The sequence below is a fragment of the Bradyrhizobium algeriense genome, from assembly GCF_036924595.1.
Classification (GTDB): domain Bacteria; phylum Pseudomonadota; class Alphaproteobacteria; order Rhizobiales; family Xanthobacteraceae; genus Bradyrhizobium; species Bradyrhizobium algeriense.
In genome coordinates, this window is the sequence record NZ_JAZHRV010000001.1 from 5089245 (window position 1) to 5114845 (window position 25601).

The following is a 25601-nucleotide window of genomic DNA, read 5'->3' on the forward strand; positions in this document are numbered from 1 at the left end:
GGGTGGGCAGAGAGAAAGAGCCAGGGAGATGACGTCCATGACCAGAAAGCAATGGCTATTATCGGGTTGTGTTGCGTGCACAACCCTTATCTCAACCGCTGCTGTCGCCGGTCCGATCGAAAATTACAGCCCGGTGACGCAAGCCCGTCTGGAAAATCCCGAACCCGGCAACTGGATGCTGTATCGGCGGACCTATGACGGGCAGGGCTACAGTCCGCTCGAGCAGATCAACACCTCCAACGTCAAGAATCTCACCCCCGTGTGGACCTTCTCCACCGGCGTGATCGAGGGCCATGAGGCGCCGCCGATCGTCAACAACGGTGCGATGTTCGTCACCACACCGATGGGCCAGGTGATCGCGCTGAATGCCAAGACCGGCGAAGAATATTGGCGCTACAAGCGGCAGCTACCGGAAGATTTGTTCCAGCTGCATCCGACCAACCGCGGCGTCGGCCTGTGGCAGGACAAGCTCTACCTCGCCACGACCGATGATCACGTGGTTGCGCTCGACGCGAAGACGGGCAAGGTGGTCTGGGACACCAAAGTCCAGGACTACAGGAAGGGTCAGTATCTCACGCTGATGCCCCTGGTCATCGACGGTAAGGTCATCGTCGGCGGCTCCGGCGGCGAGTTCGGCGTCCGGGGCTACGTGGTGGCCTATGACGCCAACAGCGGCAAGGAATTGTGGCGCACCTTCACCATCCCAGCGCCAGGTGAACCCGGCGGTGAGACCTGGACGGGCGACGACTGGAAGACCGGCGGCGGGTCCGCCTGGATGACCGGCAACTACGACAAGGACACCAAGATCGTTTATTGGGGTGTTGGTAATGCTGCGCCGTGGCCCGGGGACGCTCACCCCGGTGACAACCTCTACACGACCTCCGTGCTCGCCCTCGATCCCGAGACTGGCAAGATCAAGACACATTTCCAGTACCATCAGAACGACTCCTGGGATTGGGATGAGGTGGAGGCGCCGATACTGGTCGATGTGCAAAGGGATGGCCGGACCGTCAAGAGCCTGATCCATCCGGGACGGAACGCGATCTTCTGGATCCTGGAGCGCAAGCCGGACAAGATCAGCTACGTAACCGGCTGGCCCTATGTTTACACCGATGTCTGGAAAGGCATTGAGCCCCAGACCGGCAAGCCGATTGTCGACCCCGCGCACAAGCCGGTGGTCGGCAAGCGGGTCGAGTTCTGCCCGTCACTGTGGGGTGGCAAAGACTGGCCGTCGGCGGCCTACAGCCAGAAGACGAAATATGTCTATGTGCCGGCCAATGAGAACACCTGCGGCGGCTTCTCTGGCGAGAAGGTGCCGCTCGTTCCAGGCCAGCTCTGGCTTGGCACCAAGCCTGAGGACATCGGTCTGACGCTCCGTCCCGGCGCCAAACACATCGGCGAACTACAGGCCTGGGATCCCGCAACCGGCAAGAAAGTCTGGTCGCACAACTTCCCGAAGTCGCAATTGTTCGGTTCGGTACTGGCGACCGCGGGCGATCTCGTCTTTGTCGGTGGGACCAATGATCGCTACTTCCGCGCCTTCGACGCCAAGAGCGGCGAACTATTGTGGGAGCAGAAGACCAACTCCGGCATCATGGGCATGCCGGTTTCCTATGAGGTCGACGGCACGCAATACATTGCGATCCAGTCCGGCTGGGGCGTCGACGCCCAACGCATCCAGGATGCGCTTGTCACCCAGAACATCGGGGTGGAAAACAACGTGCCGCAGGGCGGCGTGGTTTGGGTGTTCGCCGTCAAGAAATAGCCGCGGGTGAGGCCTCGACGCGAGAAGCGGCGGACTAGAAGGTCCGCCGCTTCTGTTTCTATTTGCCCTTGGTCTCGACCTTCTGCTTTTCGTTCTCGTTCATTTTCTTCACGACGGGGTCGCGACTGGCTTCGCCGGTGGTCTGAGTTGTGCTGGCCGGCGGGCTTTCGTTTGGCATGGAGGTTTGCCCGGGCGGTGTCGTCGCCGGCCGTGTTGCGGTTGTGCTCGGCGGCGACGTCGTTTGAGCGGTCGCCGCCTGAGCGTTCAATAGAAGCACGCTCGACAGTAGCGACACCGCGAGCGCCGTTACGTTGGGTTTCATCGATCTGAACTCCTCTCAGACCAAGAAAACGGCCCGCTCGGTCTAGCGTTCCCCTTACGCCTCCAATTGCTTGCCGATCGGCAGTGCGCGGATGCGCTTGCCGGTCGCGGCGAAGATCGCGTTGATCAGCGCCGGCGCAAAGGGCGGCACACCCGGCTCGCCGACGCCGCTCGGCGGCGTGTCGGGGCCGGCGGGTACGATGTAGACGTTCGTTACGGCCGGCGACTCGTCGATCCGGATTACCGGGAAGTCGTCGAAATTGCCCTGTTGCACCTTGCCGTCCTTGAAGGTGATCGCGCCATGTTTGACGAGGCTCATGCCCATGATCGCGGCGCCCTCGATCTGCGACTGGATCCGCTCCGGATTGACGTAGGTTCCGCAATCTATGGCGGTATCGACCCGCGGCACGGTGAGCTTGCCCTTGTCGTCAACGGCCACCTCGACGATCGTCGCGATATAGCTGACGAAGCTGCGGTGCGCGGCAATGCCGAGCCCGTGTCCCTTGGGGACGGACCGGCCCCAGCCGCCCTTGTCCGCGACCAGCTCGACGACCTTGCGAAGACGCGCGGTATCGATCGGATAGCTCTCATAAGGCTCGCCGTAGTTCCAGAGGTCTTTCACCGAATCGAGCTTGACGATCCGGGGCGAACCGATCAGCTCGAGCAGCATGTCCTTTGGATCGCGGTTGGTAGCTTTAGCTATTTCGGCGACCATCGACTGCACCGCGAAGGCGCGCGGAATGTTCGATACCGAGCGGAACCAGCCGATGCGGGTATGCGCCGCCGCTTCCGGATTCTCGCACTGGACGTTGGCGATCTCGAAGGGCATGTCGACAAGCCCCATGCCGAGTTCAAACGGCGCCTGATGCACCGTATTGGCGGCAAAGGTCGAGGCGATGCTCGGCGCGACGCTGCGATGGCGCCAAGCCGTCACCTTGCCGCTCTTGTCGAGGCCGGCCTCGATGCGTTCCACCGAGACGGTATGCAGGAAGCCGTTGCGAACGTCGTCTTCCCGCGTCCATTGCACCTGTACGGGGGCGCCGAGCTCCTTTGAAAGCAGGGCGGCTTCGATGGCGTAATCGCACTTCGACTTGCGCCCGAAACCGCCGCCGAGCAGGGTGACGTTGACGGTGACATTCTCCTCGGGAATGCCAAGCGTTTTGGCGACGTCCTCGCGCGTTCCGCCCGCGCTTTGCACCGGTCCCCAGATCTCCGCCTTGTCGCCCTTGACGTCGGCGACCGCAACCGGCGGCTCCATGGCGACATGGGCGAGATGCGGCAGGTAGTACTCACCCACGATCACCTTGTCGGCGCCCTTCAAGGCGGCGTCGACGTCCCCCTCCTTGCGCACCACCAGGCCGGGCTTGCGCGCGGCTTCCTCCAGTTGGGTCCGGTAGGCGACCGATTCGTATTTGCCGTTGGCGCCGTCGTCCCAGACGATCTTCAGGGCGTCGCGGCCCTTGATCGCCGCGCCGGTGTTGCGTGCGATCACGGCAACGCCGCCGAGCGGCTGGAATTTGGAGGGCCACGGCCAGCCCTTGACTTCCATGACCTTCTCGACGCCGGAAACTTTCATCGCCGCCGCCCCGTCAAACGACGCGACCTTGCCCCCGGTCACCGGCGGCCGGGCAATAACGGCGTATTTCATGCCGGGCAGGCGGACGTCGGCGCCGTAACGAGCCGCGCCCGTCGTGATGTCGTGGAGGTCGACGATCCCGATCTCGCCCTTGCCCAGATAGCGGAAATCCTTTGGGTCCTTCAGCTTCAGGCCTTCGACGCTCGGCACCGGCTGCTTGGCGGCATCGGCTGCCAGATCGCCAAAGCCGATGCGGCGTCCGCTGGCACTGTGGACGACCTCGTGATTGACCGCTTTCACGTCGGTCGACGGCACACCCCAGCGTTTCGCCGCTGCGGCTTCGAGCATGGTGCGGGCCGAAGCGCCGATCTGACGCATCGGCATCAGGTAGTGACGCGTGCTGCGCGATCCATCGGTGTCCTGGTTGCCGAATTTGACCTCGTCGCCATGCGCCTGCTGGACGCGAACGCGCGACCAGTCGGCCTCCATCTCTTCGGCCACGATCATCGGCAAGCTGGTGCGGACGCCGGTTCCCATCTCGGCGCGGTGGGCGACGATCGTGACAATGCCGTCCGGTGCGATCGCGACGAACACGCGCGGGTCCACCACGGTGCCGTGCGGCATCTTGTCGGCGCCGGTCTGGTAGGCGGCAAGGCCGGGGCGCGACATTACGGGGGCGGCCAAAACGAAGCCGCCGGCCAGCCCGAGGCCCTTGAGGATGCTGCGGCGTGAAACGTTGTCGACTTTGACGTATCGCTCAAAGCCGCGGAGCTTCTTGGGATTGGTGAGAATGTTCATGATCATACCCCCGTCGAAGCGAGGTGGACCGCATTCTCGATGCGCTGGTAACAGCCGCAGCGGCAGATATTGCCCGCCATCGCCTCGCGTATCTGATCGTGCGTCGGTTTCGGATTTTCGATCAGCAGCGCTGCCGCCTGCATGATCTGGCCGACCTGGCAAAAGCCGCATTGCGGGACATTGAGTTGGCGCCAGGCCTTCTGAACAGCGTGATCACCCGTCGGATGAAGACCCTCGATCGTCGTGACCTCCCGATCGACCACGTCGGAAACCGACGTGATACAGGCGCGTACCGCCTGCTTGTCGACGATCACGGTGCATGAACCGCAGAGGGCTTGGCCGCAGCCGAACTTGGTGCCCGTCAGGCCCACCTCATCACGGATAAACCACAGCAGCGGAAGATCGGGATCGCCATCCCAGTTCAGTTCCTGACCATTAATCTTCACCTTGATCATGATCGTCTCTCCCTCCTCCTACAGAGCCGTCATGCGTCTCTTTGAGGTGAGCGAGAACATCTATCCTGGGGCACCCCCTCGTACGGTCTCAGGCAATGCTGACCTCGCTGAGAAATTGCAGACTGCACCGTAGGGTCTGAATGATTGCTGTGTCGGGCCCATCCTCCTGTCTTACTTTCGTTTTGTTCAAGGTATGGACGTCTGAAAAGCTACCACAAATCGGGGCGCATGGAGTTCACAACGCCTTGTTTGCTCTTGTATTTAGCGAGGACTGCCTTCTCGAGCGGCGCGCTTTTTGGTCAAGAGCCCTTACGCAGTGGCCCGCACGAGCCCGAGATTTTTTCGAAGAGTTGGGCTTCGCTGCTGGAGGAGCTGGGAATAGGTGTAACTCTGCGCTAGTCACATTGGGTGTCTACCATTGCCGCGTTCGAGGGACGCTTCGGATATGACTGCAACGATGATCGGGCCCGCTCTCACGTTAGCTTTATCGCTGGTCGCCCTCACAATGCCAACATGGGCAACTGGCCCGACCTTGACGGTGTCCGCCGATGGCAGTGTCCATATCTTCGATCGGGACGCGCTGCTTGCTCGCACGGATGTCGTCGAAATCACCACGTCGCGTGATGTCGCGTACCGTACTCCTCGGACGTATCGAGCCGTGGCGCTGGCGAAGTTGCTTGAAGGAGTTGCCATTCCGCCTGATGCCGTGGTGGAAGCGGTAGCGCAAGACGGCTTCGTGACGCAACTCCCTCGCGATCTGGTGTACGCCAACGACGGCATCGTCGCGTATGTGGCAATCGAAGCCGCCGACAGGCCGTGGCCGCCAATTCCAGCTAAAGATAAGAGCGCAGGCGCCTTCTATATCGTATGGCTCGGCGATCAAGCATCATCCGTCCCAACCATGATGTGGCCCTACCAAATTGTCAGTTTATCGGTGCAAGACGCGCCAGCCAAGCGATGGCCCTCGCTGGCGGTTGATCCCATGCTCCCTGCCCTCCATCCGGCGCGAGACGGGCAAACCGTCTTCGTGAACAAATGTTTCACATGCCACACGATGAACCAGGCAGGATCGGCGTCGGCTGGCCCCGATCTGAATTTGCCGATGAACCCGACGGAGTACTTCACCGATGCCGGTTTGCGCGCGCTGATCCGAGATCCACGCTCGGTTCGGGTTTGGCCCGAGCAGCGGATGCCCAGCTTTGCCGAAGAGGACCTGAGCGATGAGGAACTCGGCCTGATCTTGGCGTATTTGAATCACATGTCGGATAGGAAGAGCCGAGCAACGCAGGGTGGCAGCAGCAAACGCTAAGTAAATCGTAAAACTCGATTACGGTTAGCGACAATGAGGGTGTCGTCGCCGCCGACAGGCGTCATCGGCACTTGCAGACCGGCCACGGGCGGCCGAGCCATGACTGCTTCAGCCGTTTTGCTCGGAAGCTATTCAGAAAAATCGAATCCGTGGCGGCCGGCGGTGCCGCGTTCGATCTTGCCGTTGCAGTTACTTGTCGAATATCTTGCGCTGGCACTTATCGAACCTGCCGCGCCAAGCTGACGATGTCCGTTGATAGGGGCAAAGCGGAGCCTCGCGCTTGGGCGCGTCGAGGTCCGGCAAATGACCCCGATTCGGACATTGGGGTCACTGGTTTTGGCAGAATTATTTGTGCCGCGTCGGCCAATGTGAGGTCTTTTGGATGGGCATCGGATCGTGTAATCTTGTTTAGAGCTGCTCTTCCAGACGGGACGTGCCGACGTCTCCGTTCGAGGCGAATCCGCAGCGGGGAATGCCGTCGGCGGGCATCGCACTCTCAATAAAGCCGACAGTCCTTTTGTGCCGGTTTCTCACCGGGCACTCGCCGTGCCGCACAGGCACGCGAAATGCTTGCTTTGACAGCAACGAAGGAGCGGCGCGCGACCCCCTCAGCAAACGTACCGTGAGCGACCATTGCGGCCGTGTGAGCTGCGGGCGTCGGCATTGCGAGCAACGAAGGGAGGAGCTGCAAGATGGTGAAATCCACACTGTTAATGGGATTCGTGGGGCTATCCGCCTTGGCGCTCACGGCGGTGACCACAGATGCGAACGCGCAGGACAAAGTCCGCTGGAAGATGCAGAGCGCGTTCGGCAGTCAGCTGCCACACCTCGGCACCTCGGGCGTGCGCTTCGCGAAGAATGTCGAGCGGTTGTCGGGCGGCAAACTGGAGATCAAGTTCTACGAGCCCGGTGCGCTGATCCCGCCGCTGGAGTGCTTCGACGCGGTGGCCAAGGGCTCGATCGAATCGTGCTGGACGACGCCCGGCTACCACACCGGCAAGTACCCCGCGCTTGCCTTCTTCACCACCGTGCCGTTCGGCCCGCCCATCGGCGAGTTCCTCGGCTGGAAGTGGTTCGGCGGCGGCAACCAGTTGCGCAATGAGATCTACGCCAAGCACGGCCTGTTTGCGATCGACTCCTTCGCCATCGCGCCCGAGACCTCCGGCTGGTTCCGCAACGAGATCAAGTCGATCGAGGAACTGAAGGGGCTGAAGATGCGGTTCTTCGGCCTTGGCGCGCAGGTGATGCAGAAGCTCGGCGTCTCCACCCAGTTGATGGCAGCGGCTGACATCTATCCTGCGCTGGAACGCGGCGTGATCGACGCGACCGAGTTCTCGATGCCGACGATGGACACCAAGTTGGGCTTCCATCAGATCGCCAAGTTCAACTATTTCCCAGGCTGGCATCAGCAGACCTCGGTGAGCGAGCTTCTGATGAACAAGGCGGCCTGGGAGGCCCTGTCGGATCAGAACAAGGCGATCATCGAGATCGCCCTCGGCGAATCCATCATGCACACCTACGTCGAGAGCGACCACGCCCAGTTCGCGGCGATGGCCGAGATGCGCGACAAGCACAAGGTTCAGATCAAGCGCTGGAGCGACCAAGACCTGGCCACGCTGGAGAAGGCCTGGCTGGAAGTGCTGGCGGAGGAATCGGCCAAGGACCCGCTGTTCAAGAAGGTCGCCGACCACTACCTGGACTACCGCAAGAAGTTCTCGGTTTGGGGCGCATCGCAGGCGATGAAAACCACCTATCAGAAGGATTGAGCGGAGGCAGCCGATGCAGCGCGGGGCTGCGCCAGCTCCTGCTGGGGAAGTTGCCTCGCCGGGCGGCGATGAGATCAGCCGAACAGCCCGGTAGCCGATTGGCCGCGCGCGCATCTCAATCCTGATGCGGTGCGCGAGGGGGAGGATCGTGTCTGCCGATGGCGCAGCAGTTGCTGAGGCAGGGCAGGCAAAATGGCGGAGGGGGAACGTGTCTGGAGAACGGTTGCGCACGGTGCACTGCCGCGGGTTCCGCCACAGCAGGACTTTGTTGCGATGAGTGCATTGCTGAAGCTGGCCGAGAGTATGCGGCGGGCGCTCGAGGTTGTTGCCCTGGCGTCCGGTTGGCTGCTCGTCATCATGGCGTGCGTGACCACGTTCGATGTCGTCGCGCGCAAGTTTGGCTTGCAGCTGCCGTACACCAGGCTGCAAGAGCTGGAATGGCACTTCCACGCCGCGATCTTCTCGCTTTGGATGGGCTACTGCTACACGATCAACGCGCATCCGCGGGTCGATACGTTCACCGAGATGATGTCGTATCGCGGCAGGGCATGGATCGAACTCGCCGGCTGCCTCGTGCTGGCGCTGCCCTACATGGCGCTGGTCGCTTACTACAGCCTGGATTTCGTTGCGCAGTCCTATCGGCTCGGCGAGCAGTCCGATAGCACGGTCGGGTTGACCCACCGCTGGATCATCAAGGGCATCTACGCTGCCGGGCTGTGGATGGTGGTGCTCGGCATCCTCAGCGTACTGCTCCGCGTGATCGTCTTCCTGTTCGGTGATAAGTCGGAGCAGGAAGTCAACCTGCAAATCGGACATGTAATTACGGACGTCTAATCCAACCGGAGGACTCCAACGTGCTCGACTGGCTGGCCGATAATCTCGCTCTGATCATGTTCGTGTCGATGTTTTTCTTCATTTTCATCGGCTACCCGGTCGCCTACATCATGGGCGGACTGGCGCTCGTCTTTGCCGTCTTCGGCGCCTGGCTCGGCACGTTCAACCTGATCGGCCTGTCCGATATCGTACTGCGCATGTGGGGCGGGGTCGCCAACGATCCGGTCCTGGCGTCGATCCCCATGTTCATCTTCATGGGCGCGATCCTGGAGCGATCGGGCTCCGCCAAGGACATGCTGGACGCAACCGAGGTCCTGCTCAAATGGTGCCCGGGCGCGCTGGCGGTTTCCGTGATGGTGATGGGCACGATCCTGGCGGCGCCGATCGGCGTGGTCGGCGCCGCGGTGATCACGCTGTCGGTGATCGCCCTGCCGCAGATGCTGGCCGCGGGCTACGACAAGCGGCTTGCCATCGGCACCATCGCCTCGGCCGGAACGCTCGGCATCCTGATTCCGCCGGCCATCATGCTGGTGGTGATGGCGGAGATGCTGTCGACCTCGGCAGGCAACCTGTTTCTCGCCGCCATCATGCCGGGCTTCCTGCTTTCCGGCCTCTACCTCGTCTATATCGTGCTCGTCGCCATCTTCAGGCCAGGCGCCGCGCCCAAGCTGCCGCCCGGCTACGGGCCGCAGACCCGCCGTGCGTTCTGGTACGCCCTCTGGCGGGGCCTGTTCCCCATGACGGCGCTGCTGGTGATCGTGCTCGGCTCGATCTTCGCCGGCTGGGCCACGCCCACGGAGAGCGGTGCTGTCGGCGTGCTCGGCTCCATGTTCATCGCCGCGCTGAACAGGCGCATGACGTTCAAGATGATGAACGAGGCGATCTATTCGTCCTGCCGCGCCAACGGCCTGGTGTTCCTGATCTTCCTCGGCGCGACCGGCTTCTCCTACGTGTTCCGCGTGCTCGGCGGCGACGACCTGATGATCTCGACGCTCACCCATTTCGGCATCGACACCAAGTGGGAAATGCTCACCTTCATCATGGTTCTGATCTTCCTGCTCGGCTTCCCGTTCGAGTGGATCGAGATCTGCCTGATCGTCCTGCCGGTGTTCGGGCCGATCCTGTTGAAGTACGACTTCTCCGACCACATCGGCAGCAACGCTGCCCTGATGACCTGGTTCGGCACGTTGGTTGCGGTCAATCTACAGACCGCGTTCATGACGCCGCCGTTCGGGGCGACGCTGTTCTACATGAAGGGCACGGCGCCGCCGGGGGTCACCATGAACGACGTATTCTCGGCCATGTATCCGTTCGTTGCGCTGCAGGTGCTCGGCTTGATGCTGTGCATTTATTTCCCGGGCATCAGTCTGTGGCTGCCGAGACTGGCCGGCTTCGTCGAATAGCCACCATTTCCTTGGGGCACGGAAGTTCGGCTTCGGGGTACCGGAAACGGATCACAGAGTTTGCTGCGCAGAACCAATTGGTGACGATCTCCCCGATCAGAGAATATATCGAAGCCAGCGGCTTGATGTCCTATGGGCTGAACTTCTGTGAGCACTATGGCCGGCCGCCTACTATGTCGGCGGGGGTTTATAAGGTACGCACCCAAGCGACCTACCAGTCGAGGTACCAAAAACATTTGAATTCATCATCAACCTTACCACTGCTAAGTCGCTCGGCCTCGCCGTTGCGCAGACCCTGCTCGCCCGCCGACGAGGTAATCGAATTAGTGGCGACTTCCGTTGTTGGCGGCACTTTTCGGACGCCAGCTTTTCGGTGGATGTCCGCTTTGCGCCAGAAGTGGTCGTTCCAGTGAATTCTGCTTTTGACCCAGGCTGTGTGAAAACGTGCGCGAGCGGAGAATGCACAGAATTGTCGTCCCTTGCACCCCTTCGACTGTGGCGGCCAGCGTTCTTCTTTTCTCATTCGTGATCGAGACAAACCTTCTACGTGCAGGTTTGACGTTAAGTTTTCACACAGCCTGGACCCAAGTGAGACACCCGCGTTTGCTGACATAGTTAGGCTTTTCAGAGTATTTGACGCCTCGACCGTCTTGTTTAGGCGTCCCTGGCCCCATCGAACTGAAAGTCGGATCGGGGAGCGTTCATCATCGCGCCAGGATTTGTCCTGACTGCTTAAAGTAAATTTTGTGGTCGATGCTATCCAACAGCCTTTTTTAGTCCGAACTAGTGCCGGAACGCTTCGGCCGGCTCGAGCGCCGCGGCGCGCAAGGCGGGATAGACTCCGGACAGCAGACCGATCACCCCGCCGACGGCTGGCGCGAGCAAGGGAGCGAGCGGGTCGAGCACCGGCGTCCAGACCTGATACGCTGAGACACCCACCACGATCAGCACGCCGACGCTGGATCCGAGCAGTCCCCCTACGACACCCATGGACGCACTCTCAATGAGGAACTGTGAAGCGATGTGGCGGCGGGTCGCGCCGATGGCGCGGCGCAGTCCGATCTCCGCCGTCCGCTCCATCACGCCCACCAGGGTGATATTTGCGATCCCGAGTGCGCCGACCACGAGCGACAGGCCGCCCAGCAGCAGGAACATCATATTGAGGTCGGTTTGCACGTCGTCGCGCACGCGCCGCGGCTCCTGCGGCAGTTGCACGCGAAGCGTGCGCGGGTCGTCCGGCCGTAGCGCCGCCCGCGCCTGCAGCGCGATCAGGGAAGCGGCGCCGATCTTCGTCTCCACGACCACCACGCCAGGCCCGAACAGACTGAAATGCCGTCGCGCCGTGCCCTCGGGAATAATGACCGAACCAAGCAGTTCCGGCTTTCGCACCACATCACGGAGGATACCGATCACGAGGTAGAGCTCGTCGCCGACATAGATCGCGGGCAGCCGCTCGACTCCAGCGATGCCCAGGCGGCGCGCGGCATCGGGGCCGAGGATCGCAACTCGCTCGGCGCGGGCAGAATGCCCCCCGTCGATAAACCGTCCCGAGGCGAGGTCGGCGCGCACGGCGCGGAACAAATCCGGCGAGGCGGCGCGCACCGCCAGTTTGAATGCTGTCTGATTGGACGGATCTATCACCGGAGAGGCGCTGACGAGCATGTCATGGACGTTGACGTCGCTGAGCAGGCCCGCAGCCACGACACCGTTCAGCCGGACCAGCCGTTCCGGCGCGTCCCATGGAATGGCACGCGGATCAATCGTGCCGGTCGCCATTCCCGGCCGCGCCGTGATGAACAACTCCGTGGCTGCGAGTTGATCGAACTGACTGATGATGCGGTTACCGGCGGTTCGCGTAAGACCGATAGTGGCTACCAGCGCCGACATACCGATCACAATGCCAAGTACCGTCAGCGCCATACGGGCCGGCCGCGCGATCGCCCCGGCCATGGCCTCGGAGACGAGGTCGCGCATCGTGATCCCCGACGCCGCAATGCGCGCCCTGGATGGAGGTGGCAATGCCGTCTCGCTTCCACCAAAGAGCCGGCCATCCTTCATGTTGACCCGGCGCGAACCCCGGCGCGCGACGTTTTCGTCGTGCGTGACGACGACGATCGTCATGCCCTCCTTGTTGAGCTCGGTGAAGAAATCGAGGATCGACTCGGTGTTCTTGGAATCGAGATTGCCAGTCGGCTCATCGCACAAGAGCAGGCTCGGTGATCCCATCAGGGCGCGGGCGATCGCCACCCGCTGACATTCGCCCCCGGACAATTTGGAAGGCAGGAAATTCGCGCGATGCTCGAGGCCGACGCGGCGAATTTCCTCCATCGCCCGCTCGCGCCGCCCGCGTCCGGCCTGCCGGCGGTATACTTCCGCCAGCATGACGTTCTCGAGGACAGTGCGATAGGGCAGCAGGTGGAATGACTGAAAGATGAATCCAACGCGGCGGCTGCGCAGCCCGGCCCGCTCATTCTCGCTCAGCTTTGTCGTTTCGATACCGTCAAAAACGTACTGTCCGCTGGTCGGCCGATCGAGGCAACCGAGGATATTCAACAGCGTGGATTTCCCCGAGCCGGACGGACCGGTTATCGACAGCCATTCGCCGCGCCGCAACACGAGGTCGACGTCAACCAGTGCATCGACCGCGGGATCGGTCCCGAATCGCTTGCACACTTTACGCAGGTCGAGCACATGGTCGGCATCGGCAGCAACCTCCTTGGTCGGCAATGCCTGCCGTATGTCTTCCATGAAACTCATTTCACTGCCGCTGGCTCCGCTGCCTTGTAGCCCACCACCACGAGTTGGCCGGGGACGAGTTGTCCATCGCCGGCGTTCACCTCCACATAGCCACCGGTTGAAAGCCCCGGTTGTACCGTGACGTATTCCTGTTTGCCGCCACGATCGACCAGCACGCGCGAAGTTCCGTCGGCGGCAAGCGACACCGCGCTGGTCGGCACCGCGGTGACCGCGCCTTTCGACGTTTCGATCGGGATTGTCAGACGGACCGAAAACCCTGCCAGCAGCACCGGCGTGGTCTCCACCTTGACGCCAAGATAGAAATGGTAGCCGTCCACGCCGCGCGTACCGGGTGTGTTCGCGACCGTCTCAACGGTGCCAGTTGCCTTGATCCCGAGCGCCTGCTCGTCGATCGCAACTTTCATCCCGGGCTTCACCAACGGCGCGGCTTCAAGTGGCAGCTGCGAGTCGATGCTAAGCTGGTTGTCGGTTACACTCATGACCGGCCCGGAAGCATTGGCTGCGACCGCAGCGGTCACCTCGTGGACGCGGACCGGAAGCGACGGAATGAATACGACCTCGTCCGCGGGCACCTGCACGCCGAGCTTCGCGCGCGCCGCCGCGAGTTCGCGTTCCAGCCGCCCTGCTCGTTCGCTTGCGACCTGCACGTCGAACTCGGCGAGCGTTTGCTGTTCCAGCGCCGCGCGCACGCTGCGTTCGCCTTCCAGGCGGGCCGCCTTCACGGCTCCCTCGGCAACCCGGATCCGTTCCTCGGCCAGCGCGGCCTCGCGCGCCGCGGTCTGAATCGCCAGATCGGCTTCCAGTTTCGCCTTACGCTGCGCGGCACGCGCCACTTTGAGCTTGGCCTCGGCTGCAGCACGCGCTGTTTCGGTCTGGCGCGGATCGAGAACGATCAAGGCACGATCGGCGACTTGCGTGGCGACGTCGGCACTGGCCGCGGTCGCCGAATGTGCGGCCCGCGCGCGTTCGGCTTCGAGCGCAAGCGATTTTCCGGCGCGCGCGTCCGCCAGCTGGCGGTTGTCGCCAACGCGTGCCGCGCTGTCGAGAGAAGCCTGGCGCGTATTCTGCTCCGCGGTGGCCCGGGCGGCGGCGACCGCTCGCACCGCTGTTTCGCGCGTGGCCTCAGCCGCGAGCTGGGCGCGCGAGGCATCCGACCACTCTCGCTCGAGCGCCGCGACGGCAGCGCGCTGTTCGCGCGTCGGTGCGTACGGATCCCACCCGGCCTTTTTATACATGCGCTCGACCGCGGCAGATGTCTTCTGATCGTAATTGCCATCGACTGTGCCCGGATCGAAGCCAAGACGGGCCAAGGCTTCTTCGAGCTGGCGGACGTCGCCGCCGCTGGTTCCGGGCGCCATGTCGCGAAAAGCCGGTGCAGCGCCGCTGAGGACAAAGACCGGACGGCCGGATGCGGATAGAATCACCTCACCTTCCCCAAAGTTCGTATTGGGTCGGGGCAGCGACGAGATCAGCCCGACGCCGCCCTTGACCGTCGAAGGCGCGATCGAAATCGGCTGCGGCAGTCCGAAGCGGACCGTGCCGCGGGTGACCACATCGGAACTCAGTACACGCGACTCCACGGGCACAAGGATCGCGGATGGCTCGGGCGCTGCGGTGCGCGCCGCCATTTCTGCCGGCGACTGGATCCTGGAGCCCATGTACCAGGCGCCAAGCGCCATGCCCCCAACCACGCCCAAGATAGCCCAGAGAACGTTTACGCGGTTTGCAACCATTTCGTAGTCCCTCCCGCCATCGACAGCGTGCGGGCCATCTTCGCAGGAAGCGTTGCGTCCGCCTTCGTCATGCGATGCGCTGGCAGGAAAGGAGATTACTCGTAGGCGCCGATCCGGGGAAGTACGGGCGTGTACATCCTAATTGGTCTATTGCACTTTCCGGGAGAACAGCTCCTCCTGGATCTTCTCCTCGACTGGCGTCAGTACCTCCTCCTGCATTTTGTGGCTCTTGGCCGCGACTAGGCGCTCGTAATCCTGCAGTTTCCGCAGAGCGGCTTTCTGGTCCTGCGACATCTTGGAAACCAGCAGCTTGCCGCCCTCGGTCAGCGTGCTGAGCCGGTTCCGCAGATCGGGCTCGATTTCGTCCGGGTGGCCGTATTCGAAGCCGGCCTTCTTCATTTCCCGTTGCCAAAACCCAAGCGCGGCCTTCATGCGCGGGTCCTTGTTGATCAGCGCATCCTGGGGATTGTAGTGGCTGGCCTTCAGCTGATCCGGTTTGAATGTTTCAGTGAGGGCCTTGCGCGTGCAACCGCCGGTCCGCGACAAATCCTCGATCTCCAAAGCGACCGCGAAGGTGCTACTCAGGTCGTCCCCCAGCAACGCGCGATTGTAAGCGACCTGATCCGCGGGGGAAAGCTTGCGGAAAATTTGCACATTGCGTTCGCCGAGACCGACGCGGGCGGGACTGTAGCCGGTCGATAGCTGCGGCGGCAGACCCGTATAGAAGGTAGATACGCCAAAGCCATAACGGCTGACGAACTCCTCCTCACTGAGGCCTGGAAGCCTTTTGTCCGCCGACATGCCCGCCCGTACCGTGTTGTGGTCGGCCGCGATGTACTGGAAGCCTTGTTCGCGCATGCATTGCGCGATCAGTCCCTCGGTTTTCTCGATCGCTTGAACCAGCTCGCGCGGCGACATGCCGAATTCCTCGGTGCCAAGTCCCTTCGGTGCCTGTGCTTGCGCCGCGGCGATCGCTGGAGCGAACAGGACGGCGAACAGGCCCATGCTAATTGCCCTCTTCATGGCGCTATCCTTTCCAATAACGAGCCTCGAATGCAGCCGGTACATGTCGGTACATGTCAGTCCGTCCCGATAATCTTTCCGGTTTCGATGTCGACGAAGACGTCCTTCTCGCCCTGCTCCGGTGATTGAATCTCGATCACGTAGACATTCTTGCCGCGCTTTTTCTCGATCGCCACGTCGGTGACTTCGCCGGGGATGCGCTCAAGCGCAATCTTCTTCGCCTGTTCTTCCGTGATCTTTGCCGCAGGCGGCGCACGCTCTTTCGAAGGGCCCGGCTGCTGCGCCTGCACGACGACCACGGCTGGCGCAGCAAGAAGACTGGCGAGCAGGCCCCAGTGGATCGTCCTCTTCATAGCGGTATCCTTCCCGTTCAATCGCTACGCCGGCCACGGAACACGGAGGGATCGCCCGTGATCCACGATTTCGTCACCCGTGGGAGGAGAAACCCGTGCGATGAAAATCGTGAATCAGGGCGCTCACGCCGTTCACATCAGTCCGTTCCGACGATCTTTCCGGACTCGATGTCGACAAAGACATCCTTCTCGCCATCCTTCGGCGTCTGGATCTCGACCACATAGACATTCTTGCCTTTCTTTCGCTCGATCTTCACGGACGTGGCCTTGCCGGGGATCTCCGCGAGCGCGATCTTCGTCGCCTGGTCTCCCGAGACCTTCGCCACGGGCGGCGTATACTTCAATGGCTTGTCGCGCAGCTTCCCGACGCTTGAAACGTCCGAGGCCGGGTTGTCCTTCGGCAGCGCGGCGGAAGCGATGAGCTTGCCGTCGGACGTGTCGAGCACGACGCCGACCACCGGACACCAGATCTTGTCGGTGATGTCTTTCAGGTTGATTAGACCCTGCTCGCGAACCCGGACGCAGTTCTTGAACGTCCCCGCCGGAACCGTGATTTCGATGCCGCCTTCCATGTTCTCGGCGCCGCCATAGGCCTGGTTCTGGCCGCCGTCGAATATATAGCGGCCGCCAACCGTGAACGTGCCGGGCATCAACAGACCCGGTTCGGCGACGCCGTCGCCGTCGAGATCGCCCGCCCGCCATGTGCCTTCGAAGACCGGTTTGCCTTCCTCGTTGATTTCCCAACTCACCTCGCCGAAGGCATAAACGCTGTTGGTGGTCTTATCGAGCGCGAACCAGTTGAGCGCGCGCTGTGTCAGGACGCCATCCATGTATTCTTCTTCCTGCACAATCGCGGTCTTGAATTTGCCGATGCCGGGAAGGTCGAAATCCTCGGTGCTATCGAGGACCACGGTCTCCTTGCGATATTTGCCGTCCGGGTGATCTGGCCGCTCATGCACGTGCTTGTGGCCCGGCACGATCGGGTAATAGAGCGGGTTGACCCCGTGCGGGACGATGTTCTCGGCTTTCAGATTCCAGTCCTTCAGCGACGAGTAATCCTTGCCGCTCTTGAAGCGCGGTTCGTCTTTGATGTCGCCCGCGACCGCGCCACCAGAGAGCACGAACCCGGCCGTCATCAGAACGGTGCCCGCCATGAGCGCGGCACGCCACCTGGCCAGCCGGCCAGATGGCCCGCTTGCCGTCTTCATCTGTCGCTCCAAACCCTGCTTGTCGAACATCTCAATGCCCTCCAGTTGCGGACGGCGATCCGGCCAACCGTCGCCCAAGGTTGCGGAATTTTTGGCCCGGCATGGCCGTTGGGCCGATCTGACATTTCGCGCGCGGGCTGGTTCATCGCGCCCTCGCGGTGGTGAAGCCAGCTTCGATGAAGGACCGGTTGCCATCCTTCGCGACGGTCCCGATCGCGAATTTGTAGGCCTTGCCGGCGCGCAGGAACCCTTCAGGCACCGTGAAGGATCTTGCTGAGCCCGGCAGAAGCGCCCGGATTTCGTAGGCCGAGCCGGTTTGCTCGATCACGACGGCGCAGCCCTCGATTCCCTCCGGCACAGACCAGCGCAAAGTCAGCGCGGTGGCGGGTACATCTTTCTGATCAGGCCGCGGATATTCGAAGGCGGCGGATTTCGGAAACACGTGACTCAACCGCGCCTCACCGCGAAGGCTCGCCCCCTTGGTCGTCGTTCCCTCAAAACGATATGCGCCCGCCGGGAAATCTGCCCGCACGATCTTGTCATCATCGGGCTCGGGCGATTCGAGCGTGAGACTGCGAATTCCCAGCTTCGAGTCGGGCGATCTGAGGTCGATCACCGTGCGCTCGCCCGGCGCCATCACCTTCAGCGCGACCAGCCCATCCTCCGCCCCGGTGGCCTCGAACCGGATCTCGGCATCATGATCCTGTACATTGCGTTCGAGATAAACGAGGAGCTTTTGAAAGCGGCCGTCCTCGGCCGTGGCTCCCGTCACCGCGTACGCAAGAGCGGGCAGAGCCGCAGCGGCGGCGACAATCCAACTGTTGTGGCGACGCACGGTTTTCATGTCATGCGCTCCCAGATACTTGTGCCGCTGCCGGCGCGGCCGGTCGATCCGCCGACAGCCGCATACCGCGGCCGAAACGCAGATAAAATGCAGGCAAGATAAACAGGTTGAGCAGCGTCGATGTCACGAGGCCGCCCAGAATGACGACCGCCATCGGATATTCGATCTCGTGGCCCGGCAGGTCGCCGAAAATGATCAGTGGCAGGATCGCGAGCCCGGCGGCGCCGGTCGTCATCAGGATTGGCCGTAACCGCTCGCTCGCGCCGCGAAGCACGAGCTTCATGCCGAATATCTCTCCCTCATGGCGTTCCAGATGCTGGAAGTGGTTGATCATGATGATCCCGTTGCGGGCGGCGATGCCAAGCACCGTCAGGAAACCAACTAGTGAGCCAAGGGAAATCACGCCTCCTGCCAGCCACGCCGCCAGCACGCCGCCGACCAGCGCTGAAGGAAGGGTCACAAAACTAAGCGTTGCCAGCCGCCAGCTTTCAAACGACTGTTGCAGAAGGACGAAGATGACGGCGAGCGCCAGCACGGAGAGCAGTTCGAGTCGCCTCCGCGCGGTGCTTAGTTCCCGATATTCGCCTTGCAGCACGGCGTAGTAGCCGAGCGGAAACGCCAACTTGTCCAAACGCGACTGCACGTCCTTGGCGACCGCGCCGAGATCGCGTCCTTTGACATTTGCCTGCACGTCGATCCGGCGGGAGCTCGCCTCACGCTTGATAACATTCGGCGTCGGACGAATGCCGACGTCCGCTACTTCCGCCAGTTGCACGCGCTGACCGGTCGGCGTGTTGATCAACATTTGCCGCACCGAGTCGACGCTTCGACGGAATTCCGGAGGGGTCCACACCTGTACATCGTAGGTACGTCCGCCGATGAAGATGTCGCCAACTTCCTCTCCGGCCATGAGGGTCGCAGAGGCACGCCGGACATCACCCGGCTTCAGACCGTAACCTAGGGCCTCGTCCAACTTCACCGTCACCTGAATATGCGGTATTTCGACCATCAATTCTTTGTGCAAGTTGACGAGGTCCGGAACGTCCGCGAGTGCCGCGCGGACCTCGTCCGCTTTGTCCCTGAGAACGTCGAGATCCGGGCCAAAGATGCGGACGACGATCGCCTCACCTGCGCCGGTCAGGACTTCGCGAATGCGCTCCTTTAGGTAGGTCTGCACATCACGGTAGAGGCCGGGATAGCCTTCCACCATTTCCTCGATCTTGGCATGCGTCTTGTCGTAGTCGGCCTCCTTGCTGATGCTGATCCAGTTCTCCCCGAAATTAACGCCGACGACCTCATCGGCAGCAAAAGCCTGACCTATATGGGCGCCGAAATTTCGTACGCCCGGAATGGCTCGCAGTTCCTTGCTCGCGCGGGTCGTGATGCGCAGCATCTCGGGAAGCGACGCGTCCGGGGTGGTAACCCAGTGCATCAGGAAGTCGCGCTCCTTGAACGAGGGCAGCAGCGAGTGGCCGAGGAGCGGCCAAACACCGATCCCCGAGAGCGTCACGACTGCGATAGCGAGATAGGCCATGCCTGGTGTCCGGGTGACACGCTCCAGCAAGGGCGCGTACTTGCGCAGCAGCCAGACGATGACTGGCGATTCACGCCCTTCGAGTTGCGCGTTACGCAGCAGCAACAGGCAGAGCGCCGGCGTCACCGTCATCGCCAAGACGAGCGAGGCCGCAATCGCGAGCACATAAGCGGCAATCAGCGGCTTGAAGAACGATCCGGTCAGACCTTGCATGAACAGGACGGGCACAACTGCAGTGACCACGATAAGCGTCGCGTAGACGATCGGCGCCCGCATCTCGAGCGAAGCGTCCAAAATGATGCGCGCCGTGCTTCGCGTATCGCTCCCTCGCCGCGCAAGTCGCAGGCGCCGCATGATGTTCTCGACGTCGAGGATCGCGTCGTCGACGACGATCCCCAACGAGATCACGAAACCCGCCAAGGTCATCGTGTTGACTGAGGCGCCGGACATGAACAGAACCAGTCCAGCTGCAAGCAGCGACAGTGGAATGGCGACGATACAGACGATCGCGGTACGCCATTCGTAGAGGAAGATGAGTATGATTCCCGCGACAAGCAGGCAACTCAGCAACAGTGCCCAAGATAGATTGCTGATCGAGTCCTCGACGAAAGTCGCCGGCCGGAAGATGGTAGTATCGATCTCGACCCCTGGAAGGCCGGGCTTCATCCTTTCCAGCGCCTCCTCCACCCCGCGGGTGACGGCCAGCGTGTTGCCCCAGGGAAACTTTTCGACGATGAGCATGAGACCTGGACCGTCGTTGATGACGGCATCGCCAATCATTCCCTGCGGCGCATAGACAAGATCGGCCACATCGCTGAGCAACAGCGGCGGTTTCCCGGCCAGGTGAGTTAGCGGCACTCTGGCGAGAGTCTCCGGCGTAACGCCGGAGCCGACAAAACGAAGCTGGAAGCGCTGATTGGGCGTTTCGACGAAGCCGCCGGTGCCGATATGCGCGCCACGGGCATAGCGCAACAGGCCAACGTCGAGGGCATCGGAAACCGCCTCCTGCACCTGGTCGAGTGTGACATCCGCAGCGACCATCCGCTTCGGGTCAACCATGACCTGGAGCATCTTGAGCTGCTCTCCCCAGATAGCGATGTTCGCAACGCCGGGAACTCCGAGCAGCCGCTGCCGGATAGTCCAGTAGGCAAGCATCGACAGGTCCATCACGGACTTGTCCCTCGAGGTAATGCCGATCTTCATGATCCGACTGGTGGAGGACAGCGGCGGCATCATGAAGGGAGGCGCGGCCCATGTCGGCAGGCTTTTGCTCGCGAGCGCCATCCGCTCGCTGACCAGTTGCCGCGCGCGGATCTCGTCCACGCCGGATTTGAAGATCAACACGATTGAAGATAGTTGGCCCACCGACTTCGAACGCATCACCTCGATGTCCGGGACGCCGTTCAGCGCATTTTCCAGCGGCACCGTGACAAGTTGTTCAACTTCGGCGGATGACAGCCCAAGGCAGATTGTCTGGATCTCGACCCGTGGCGGCGCGAATTCCGGAAATACGTCCACCGGTACGTCGCGCAGACGTGCGAGGCCAAACCACGTCAGCACCACCCCAAGGGCGAGGACGAGATACCGGAACCGCAGACTAGAACCTATAATCAGCCTCATCATCGGAAAGTATCCCCCACTCGGGCCGAGGCCGTTATGGAAAAACAACTTCGACGCGCAGCTAGTGACCTACTTTCACCTCTGTTCCGAACACTTGCGGCACTCCCGCCGCAAGCACCTTCGTGCCGGTGGGTGGCCCGTCACTCAGATAAACGTTGTCGCCCTTGATGGTGTCGATCTCCACCGCGCCGCGAACGAAGGTCAACGGATCGGCGCTGATATAGACCCACGTCTTTCCGGTCAGGTCGTAGAGAACAGATGCGTATGGCACGATCCGGCGGCCCGACGGATCGGCGCGCACCTCGTCAATGAGGATGCCGAGTCGTTCCGCCGCTTTCGGCGTGAGCGTAATCTTCTTGATCTTTGCATCATTCGTGGCCTCGACTCGAGCGGGCGCGCTCTTTTTGACCGCCGACTCCGCGGCCAGTGCTGAGCAACAGGACGCTGCGAGGTACGCCGCAGACGCCGCGACCATCAATGCGTTGAAGCGGGCCATGAGACGTTCCTCCCTTTTGACGGCCTTCGAAGCGGCACAAGCGGCAGTCATGACGCGGTTTCCATTTCAAGATCGAGCCGGTCGGCCGTCCAGCCACCGCCGAACCGTAGGTAAAGCGCCGGCAGCACGAACAACGTTCCGAGTGTCATGGTAACGACGCCGCCCAACACCGCGAGCGCAAGCGGGTGCGCGATTTCGAGTCCGGCGACATCACCCATGATCGCGAACGGAAGCACCAGAGCGAGCGTCGTCACCGATGACGCGATGATGCTCGGGAACTGCTCCAGTACGCCACGACGCACCAGCTTTTCGCCGAACAGCTCACCCTCGTTCAATTGCAGATGCTGGAAATGGGCGACCAGACCGATGCCCTGCCGCACCATCAGTGCGAGCACCGCTGCCAGACCCAGCAGAGAACCAAGCGAGAAGTGACCGTCATTGATTGCGGCCGTAGCGAGGCCGCCGAGTGCAGCGACCGGCACACCGAGCAGCGACAGGGCGCTGAGTGTCCAGCTGCGGAGCACCGCCTGCGTCAGCAGGAACATCAACACCGCCGCTGCCGCCATGTAGCTGTATATCGATCGCAGAGAAGCCCGCTGCTCCTTGTATTCGCCGAGCACCTCGGCACGGTGCTCGAACGGGAATGCGATCTGTTTGACATTCCTGGCGACATCATCCGCCACATCATCAAGCGCGCGCTCGTCTACTTTCGCGGAAACATCGATACGACGCGAGGACCCCTGTCGCTGGATGATGCTGGTGGCCGGCGCGATGCGGACGTCTGCAACCTGAGCCAGCCGCACCTGGGACCCGCTCTCGCTGTTGATCATCAGGTTCCGCACGTCATCGATGTTGTCGCGCAACTCCGGTCGCCCCCAGACAACCACGTCGAAAACCTTCTGGTCCTCGAAAAGCGCACCGACGGTGATGCCGCCGACCATCGCCGAGGTCGCCCGGCGGACGTCGCCCGGCTTGAGGCCGTAACTAGCTGCGCGATTGACATCCACCTTGACTTCGATCGAGGGTTCTTCGACTTGTAGTTCGACCCGAGGATTTTCAATGCCGGGGATCTTCGCCATCGCTGCGCGGATCTCCTCCGCCTTGGCGCGTATGATCTCAAGGCTGTTGCCATAGACACGGACCGTGAGGCTATCCGGGTCGCCGGTGAGCGCCTCGCGCAGCTTCGTGGACAGGTATGTCCCAAGCTTGCCACGCATCCCGGGGTAGGCAGCGATGGCAGCTTCGACGGCATCCACCGTTGCTTCGCGATCGGCTTTCGGATCGATGTTGACCCACACGTGCCCCGCATTGACATCCGTCGCGCGCTCGCAGTTGCAAAGCACGGCCCGTCCGAGATTGGCGAAAGCGTTCTGCACTCCGGGGATCTGCCGCAGGCCGCGGATCAGGTTCTCGGTCGATTGGGTCATCGCCTGCAGCGAAGTGCCGGGCGGCCCCTGCCATTCGATCATCAAATCCGTCTCTCTGAAGCTCGGCACCATATTGCGTTCGAGCGGGCTCCAGAGCGCGAAGCACGCGATTGCCGCCACGACGCAGGCGCCTATGCAGGCGAGCGGCGCATGGATGGCGCGGGCGACAATCGAGTCGAAAGGCCTCGCCAATCTATTGATGACCCATCCGCCCGTCGGGGTCAGTGGCGCGTTGGCGAGCAGCACCGCGGCCAGCGCGGGGGTCACGATCAACGCAACCAGCATCGAGATGGACACGGCGGCGATATAGGCCCAGGCCATCGGCGCGAAGAACGCGGCGGACCGGCTCTGCATGAACAGAACGGGCAGCATCGCGAGCACGACGATCAGCGACGCGTACAGCATCGGCCGACGCGTTTCCAGCATCGCACGGACGACGACCATGAAGCTGGAGCGACCGTCGCGTTGCGGCGCACGCAAACGGCGCAACACATTTTCGATGTCGATAATACTGTCATGCACGATCACGCCGGACGCCATCAGCAGACCGCCGACGACTATCATGCTGAGCGGGATCCCGGCGGCCTTTAACAGCAGCTCAGCGCAAACGAATGACAATGAGATCGCAACCAGGGCGATAACCGCGGTCCTCCCGCTGCCCATCAGAAGGCCAAGCACGACGGCGACCAGGATGATCGAAATGAGCATGGCCTTGCCCAGATTGCTGGTCGCGCGCTCGATGAAGCTCGCGGGATGGTAGATGGTCGTATTGATCTCAATACCGGGCAGCCCGGGTTTCAGTTCGTTGAGCGCGCGCTCAACGCCGCGCGTCACGTCCAATGTGTTGAAGCCGGGAAATTTCTCGATTGCCACCATCAGGCCGGGGTTTTCGCCGACGATGGCGTCTCCGATCAGCGCCTGATGCCCCTCCACCAGATAGGCGACGTCGCCGACGCTCGTGGTCGTGCCGCTCAGCGGCACCTTCGCGAAGGTACCCACGGTGGAGATCGGCAGCTGGTGACGGATGCTGAGCCGCTGGTTCGGCGTTTCGATGAAGCCGCCGGTGCCGGGCGTGGATGAGTTCAGATAGGTGAGCGGCGAGGACCACACCGCCTCACCTGTCGTCTTGATCACCTGGTCGAGCTTGACGCCCTTCTTGTTCAGGTTCCGGCCATCGACAAGCACCTGCACCTGCCGCTCGCGCTGACCCCATATCGACACATTCGCCACACCCGGAACGCCGGCGAGGCGCGGTGCAATGCTCCAGCGCGCCTGAACGGACATGTCGATCAGTGAGACGGATTTCGAACTCAGGCCGATGTTCATCACTCGGCTGGCCGAGGAAACCGGCTGAAGCATAACCGGCGGGCTGGAGACGTTCGGCAGCGCGTGCGCCTGCGTCAGCCTTTCCTGCACCATCTGGCGCGCTTTCATCAGATCGGTGCCGGGCGCAAAGATCATCTCGATCGTCGAAAGCCCCGCCATCGATTCCGACTGGATGACCTGCAGCCACGGGACGCCATTAAGCAGGTCCGCTTCCAGCGGCACGGTGATCAGCGATTCAACCTCGGCGCTGGAGAGGCCAAGCGATTCCGTCTTCACGGTGAGCGAGGGCAGCGCCAATTCGGGGATGACGTCGAGCGGCCTGTTCCTGACGTCAACGGCGCCGAGGATCAGCAGGCCCGAGGCGGCAACTACTATGAGGGTGCGTAAACGCACGCCAGAGGATATGAGCCACGCCAACATTTCGACGCCCCCCTCATTTAACCTCTGATTGTTTTCGATCTGTGGCTGTAGTCGAACTCCGTTTGCGAAGGCCCGTTGAATGCGGGATTTTCTGACCGCTGTGTCGCTCCTGGAGGCAACACAATTGTTCACCCACTATTATTCCCCACGAGTCCGAATTTTTCGTCGGCCTTGCGCCGGCTTTATTTCGGTCGTGCTAACGCCATAGTGAGGCTTCGCCGTAATCAAATTCCGCAATGCTGCCTTTCGTGGACCAGACCGAGGACCAGATTAAGGCGAGTGGAAATTTTAAGTTGATATTCCTGTCGGCACAATCCACCCATTTGGATTACATGCTGGCTCCAATTGGGTCACGCGTGTTTACGCACTTTGCAAGCTTAGGTGAAAAAACTGTGCCGCCACTTGAAGTTGCCTGACAGCCGCCGAGGCAGTTCGTGGCTCCCCTTGTACTGAAGATACATCACTTTGGATATATAACTTTGTGGCGCTTGCGTAATTCGTCATCCGCGTCACTCTTATCCCAACATTGCTGGGGGCTCCGGCAATTATTTGCTCCGCGTTGTTGAGCGGGCGCTTGTATGTAGTCGGCCTGACGGATGAAACGCTGGCTGCGACAGTCTGATTACCAGAGCG

General features: G+C 61.8%; 18 protein-coding genes. 6 read left to right on the forward strand and 12 right to left on the reverse strand.

Features of this window, described 5'->3' with window-relative positions; all coding sequences use genetic code 11:
- Window positions 1-37: 37 nt before the first annotated feature.
- A complete protein-coding gene (locus V1286_RS24650) occupies window positions 38-1765 on the forward strand; it encodes a methanol/ethanol family PQQ-dependent dehydrogenase (RefSeq protein WP_334483762.1) in 1728 nt (575 codons plus the stop codon).
- Window positions 1766-1823: 58 nt separating this feature from the next.
- Here the strand turns inward: V1286_RS24650 and V1286_RS24655 are convergent, their stop codons facing one another.
- Genes V1286_RS24655 through V1286_RS24665 form a run of 3 tightly spaced genes read right to left on the reverse strand, consistent with a single transcriptional unit; the run spans window position 1824 to window position 4915 of the window.
- Complete coding sequence (locus tag V1286_RS24655) at window positions 1824-2087, reverse strand: hypothetical protein (RefSeq protein WP_334483765.1); 264 nt, start codon at window positions 2085-2087, stop codon at window positions 1824-1826.
- A 54-nt stretch (window positions 2088-2141) separates the two neighbouring features.
- The gene (locus V1286_RS24660; protein WP_334483767.1) at window positions 2142-4460 is read right to left on the reverse strand and encodes a xanthine dehydrogenase family protein molybdopterin-binding subunit; all 2319 of its coding nucleotides are present in this window, start codon (window positions 4458-4460) and stop codon (window positions 2142-2144) included.
- 2 nt (window positions 4461-4462) lie between these two features.
- Entirely contained in the window at window positions 4463-4915 is a 453-nt protein-coding gene (locus tag V1286_RS24665) for a (2Fe-2S)-binding protein (protein WP_334483770.1), read from the reverse strand.
- 445 nt (window positions 4916-5360) lie between these two features.
- Here V1286_RS24665 and V1286_RS24670 point away from each other — a divergent pair, with 445 nt between their 5' ends.
- The 5 genes from V1286_RS24670 (at window position 5361) to V1286_RS24690 (ending at window position 10227) form a co-directional block, all read left to right on the forward strand.
- Window positions 5361-6224 (forward strand): c-type cytochrome, encoded by an 864-nt coding sequence (locus tag V1286_RS24670; RefSeq protein WP_334483772.1) that lies wholly within the window; start codon window positions 5361-5363, stop codon window positions 6222-6224.
- Window positions 6225-6323: 99 nt separating this feature from the next.
- Window positions 6324-6467, forward strand: coding sequence for a hypothetical protein (locus V1286_RS24675; protein WP_334483775.1), 144 nt, complete (start codon window positions 6324-6326; stop codon window positions 6465-6467).
- A 449-nt stretch (window positions 6468-6916) separates the two neighbouring features.
- Window positions 6917-7990 carry a TRAP transporter substrate-binding protein gene (locus tag V1286_RS24680; RefSeq protein WP_247832881.1) on the forward strand — a complete coding sequence of 358 codons (1074 nt, stop codon included), beginning with the start codon at window positions 6917-6919 and terminating at the stop codon, window positions 7988-7990.
- A 273-nt stretch (window positions 7991-8263) separates the two neighbouring features.
- Window positions 8264-8824 carry a TRAP transporter small permease subunit gene (locus V1286_RS24685; RefSeq protein WP_334483780.1) on the forward strand — a complete coding sequence of 187 codons (561 nt, stop codon included), beginning with the start codon at window positions 8264-8266 and terminating at the stop codon, window positions 8822-8824.
- 20 nt (window positions 8825-8844) lie between these two features.
- Window positions 8845-10227, forward strand: a complete 1383-nt coding sequence (locus V1286_RS24690; protein WP_334483783.1) for a TRAP transporter large permease — start codon at window positions 8845-8847, stop codon at window positions 10225-10227.
- Between the two features lie 783 nt (window positions 10228-11010).
- Here V1286_RS24690 and V1286_RS24695 read toward each other — a convergent pair.
- From V1286_RS24695 to V1286_RS24735, 9 genes are all read right to left on the reverse strand, one after another.
- Window positions 11011-12984: an ABC transporter ATP-binding protein/permease gene (locus V1286_RS24695; protein ID WP_334483784.1), complete on the reverse strand. Its 1974-nt coding sequence runs from the start codon at window positions 12982-12984 to the stop codon at window positions 11011-11013.
- Window positions 12981-14663: a peptidoglycan-binding protein gene (locus V1286_RS24700; RefSeq protein ID WP_334483785.1), complete on the reverse strand. Its 1683-nt coding sequence runs from the start codon at window positions 14661-14663 to the stop codon at window positions 12981-12983. The genes V1286_RS24695 and V1286_RS24700 overlap by 4 nt, the downstream gene beginning before the upstream one ends.
- A gap of 201 nt (window positions 14664-14864) precedes the next feature.
- Window positions 14865-15722, reverse strand: coding sequence for a hypothetical protein (locus V1286_RS24705; protein ID WP_334483788.1), 858 nt, complete (start codon window positions 15720-15722; stop codon window positions 14865-14867).
- A gap of 74 nt (window positions 15723-15796) precedes the next feature.
- Window positions 15797-16093: a PepSY domain-containing protein gene (locus V1286_RS24710; protein WP_334483791.1), complete on the reverse strand. Its 297-nt coding sequence runs from the start codon at window positions 16091-16093 to the stop codon at window positions 15797-15799.
- Between the two features lie 137 nt (window positions 16094-16230).
- Window positions 16231-17301, reverse strand: a complete 1071-nt coding sequence (locus tag V1286_RS24715; RefSeq protein ID WP_334483794.1) for a PepSY domain-containing protein — start codon at window positions 17299-17301, stop codon at window positions 16231-16233.
- A gap of 142 nt (window positions 17302-17443) precedes the next feature.
- The gene (locus V1286_RS24720; protein WP_334483796.1) at window positions 17444-18145 is read right to left on the reverse strand and encodes a hypothetical protein; all 702 of its coding nucleotides are present in this window, start codon (window positions 18143-18145) and stop codon (window positions 17444-17446) included.
- Between the two features lies 1 nt (window position 18146).
- The gene (locus tag V1286_RS24725) at window positions 18147-21302 is read right to left on the reverse strand and encodes an efflux RND transporter permease subunit (protein WP_334483799.1); all 3156 of its coding nucleotides are present in this window, start codon (window positions 21300-21302) and stop codon (window positions 18147-18149) included.
- A 58-nt stretch (window positions 21303-21360) separates the two neighbouring features.
- Window positions 21361-21795: a hypothetical protein gene (locus V1286_RS24730; RefSeq protein ID WP_334483801.1), complete on the reverse strand. Its 435-nt coding sequence runs from the start codon at window positions 21793-21795 to the stop codon at window positions 21361-21363.
- A 47-nt stretch (window positions 21796-21842) separates the two neighbouring features.
- Entirely contained in the window at window positions 21843-24968 is a 3126-nt protein-coding gene (locus tag V1286_RS24735) for an efflux RND transporter permease subunit (RefSeq protein WP_334483803.1), read from the reverse strand.
- Window positions 24969-25601 lie beyond the last annotated feature (633 nt).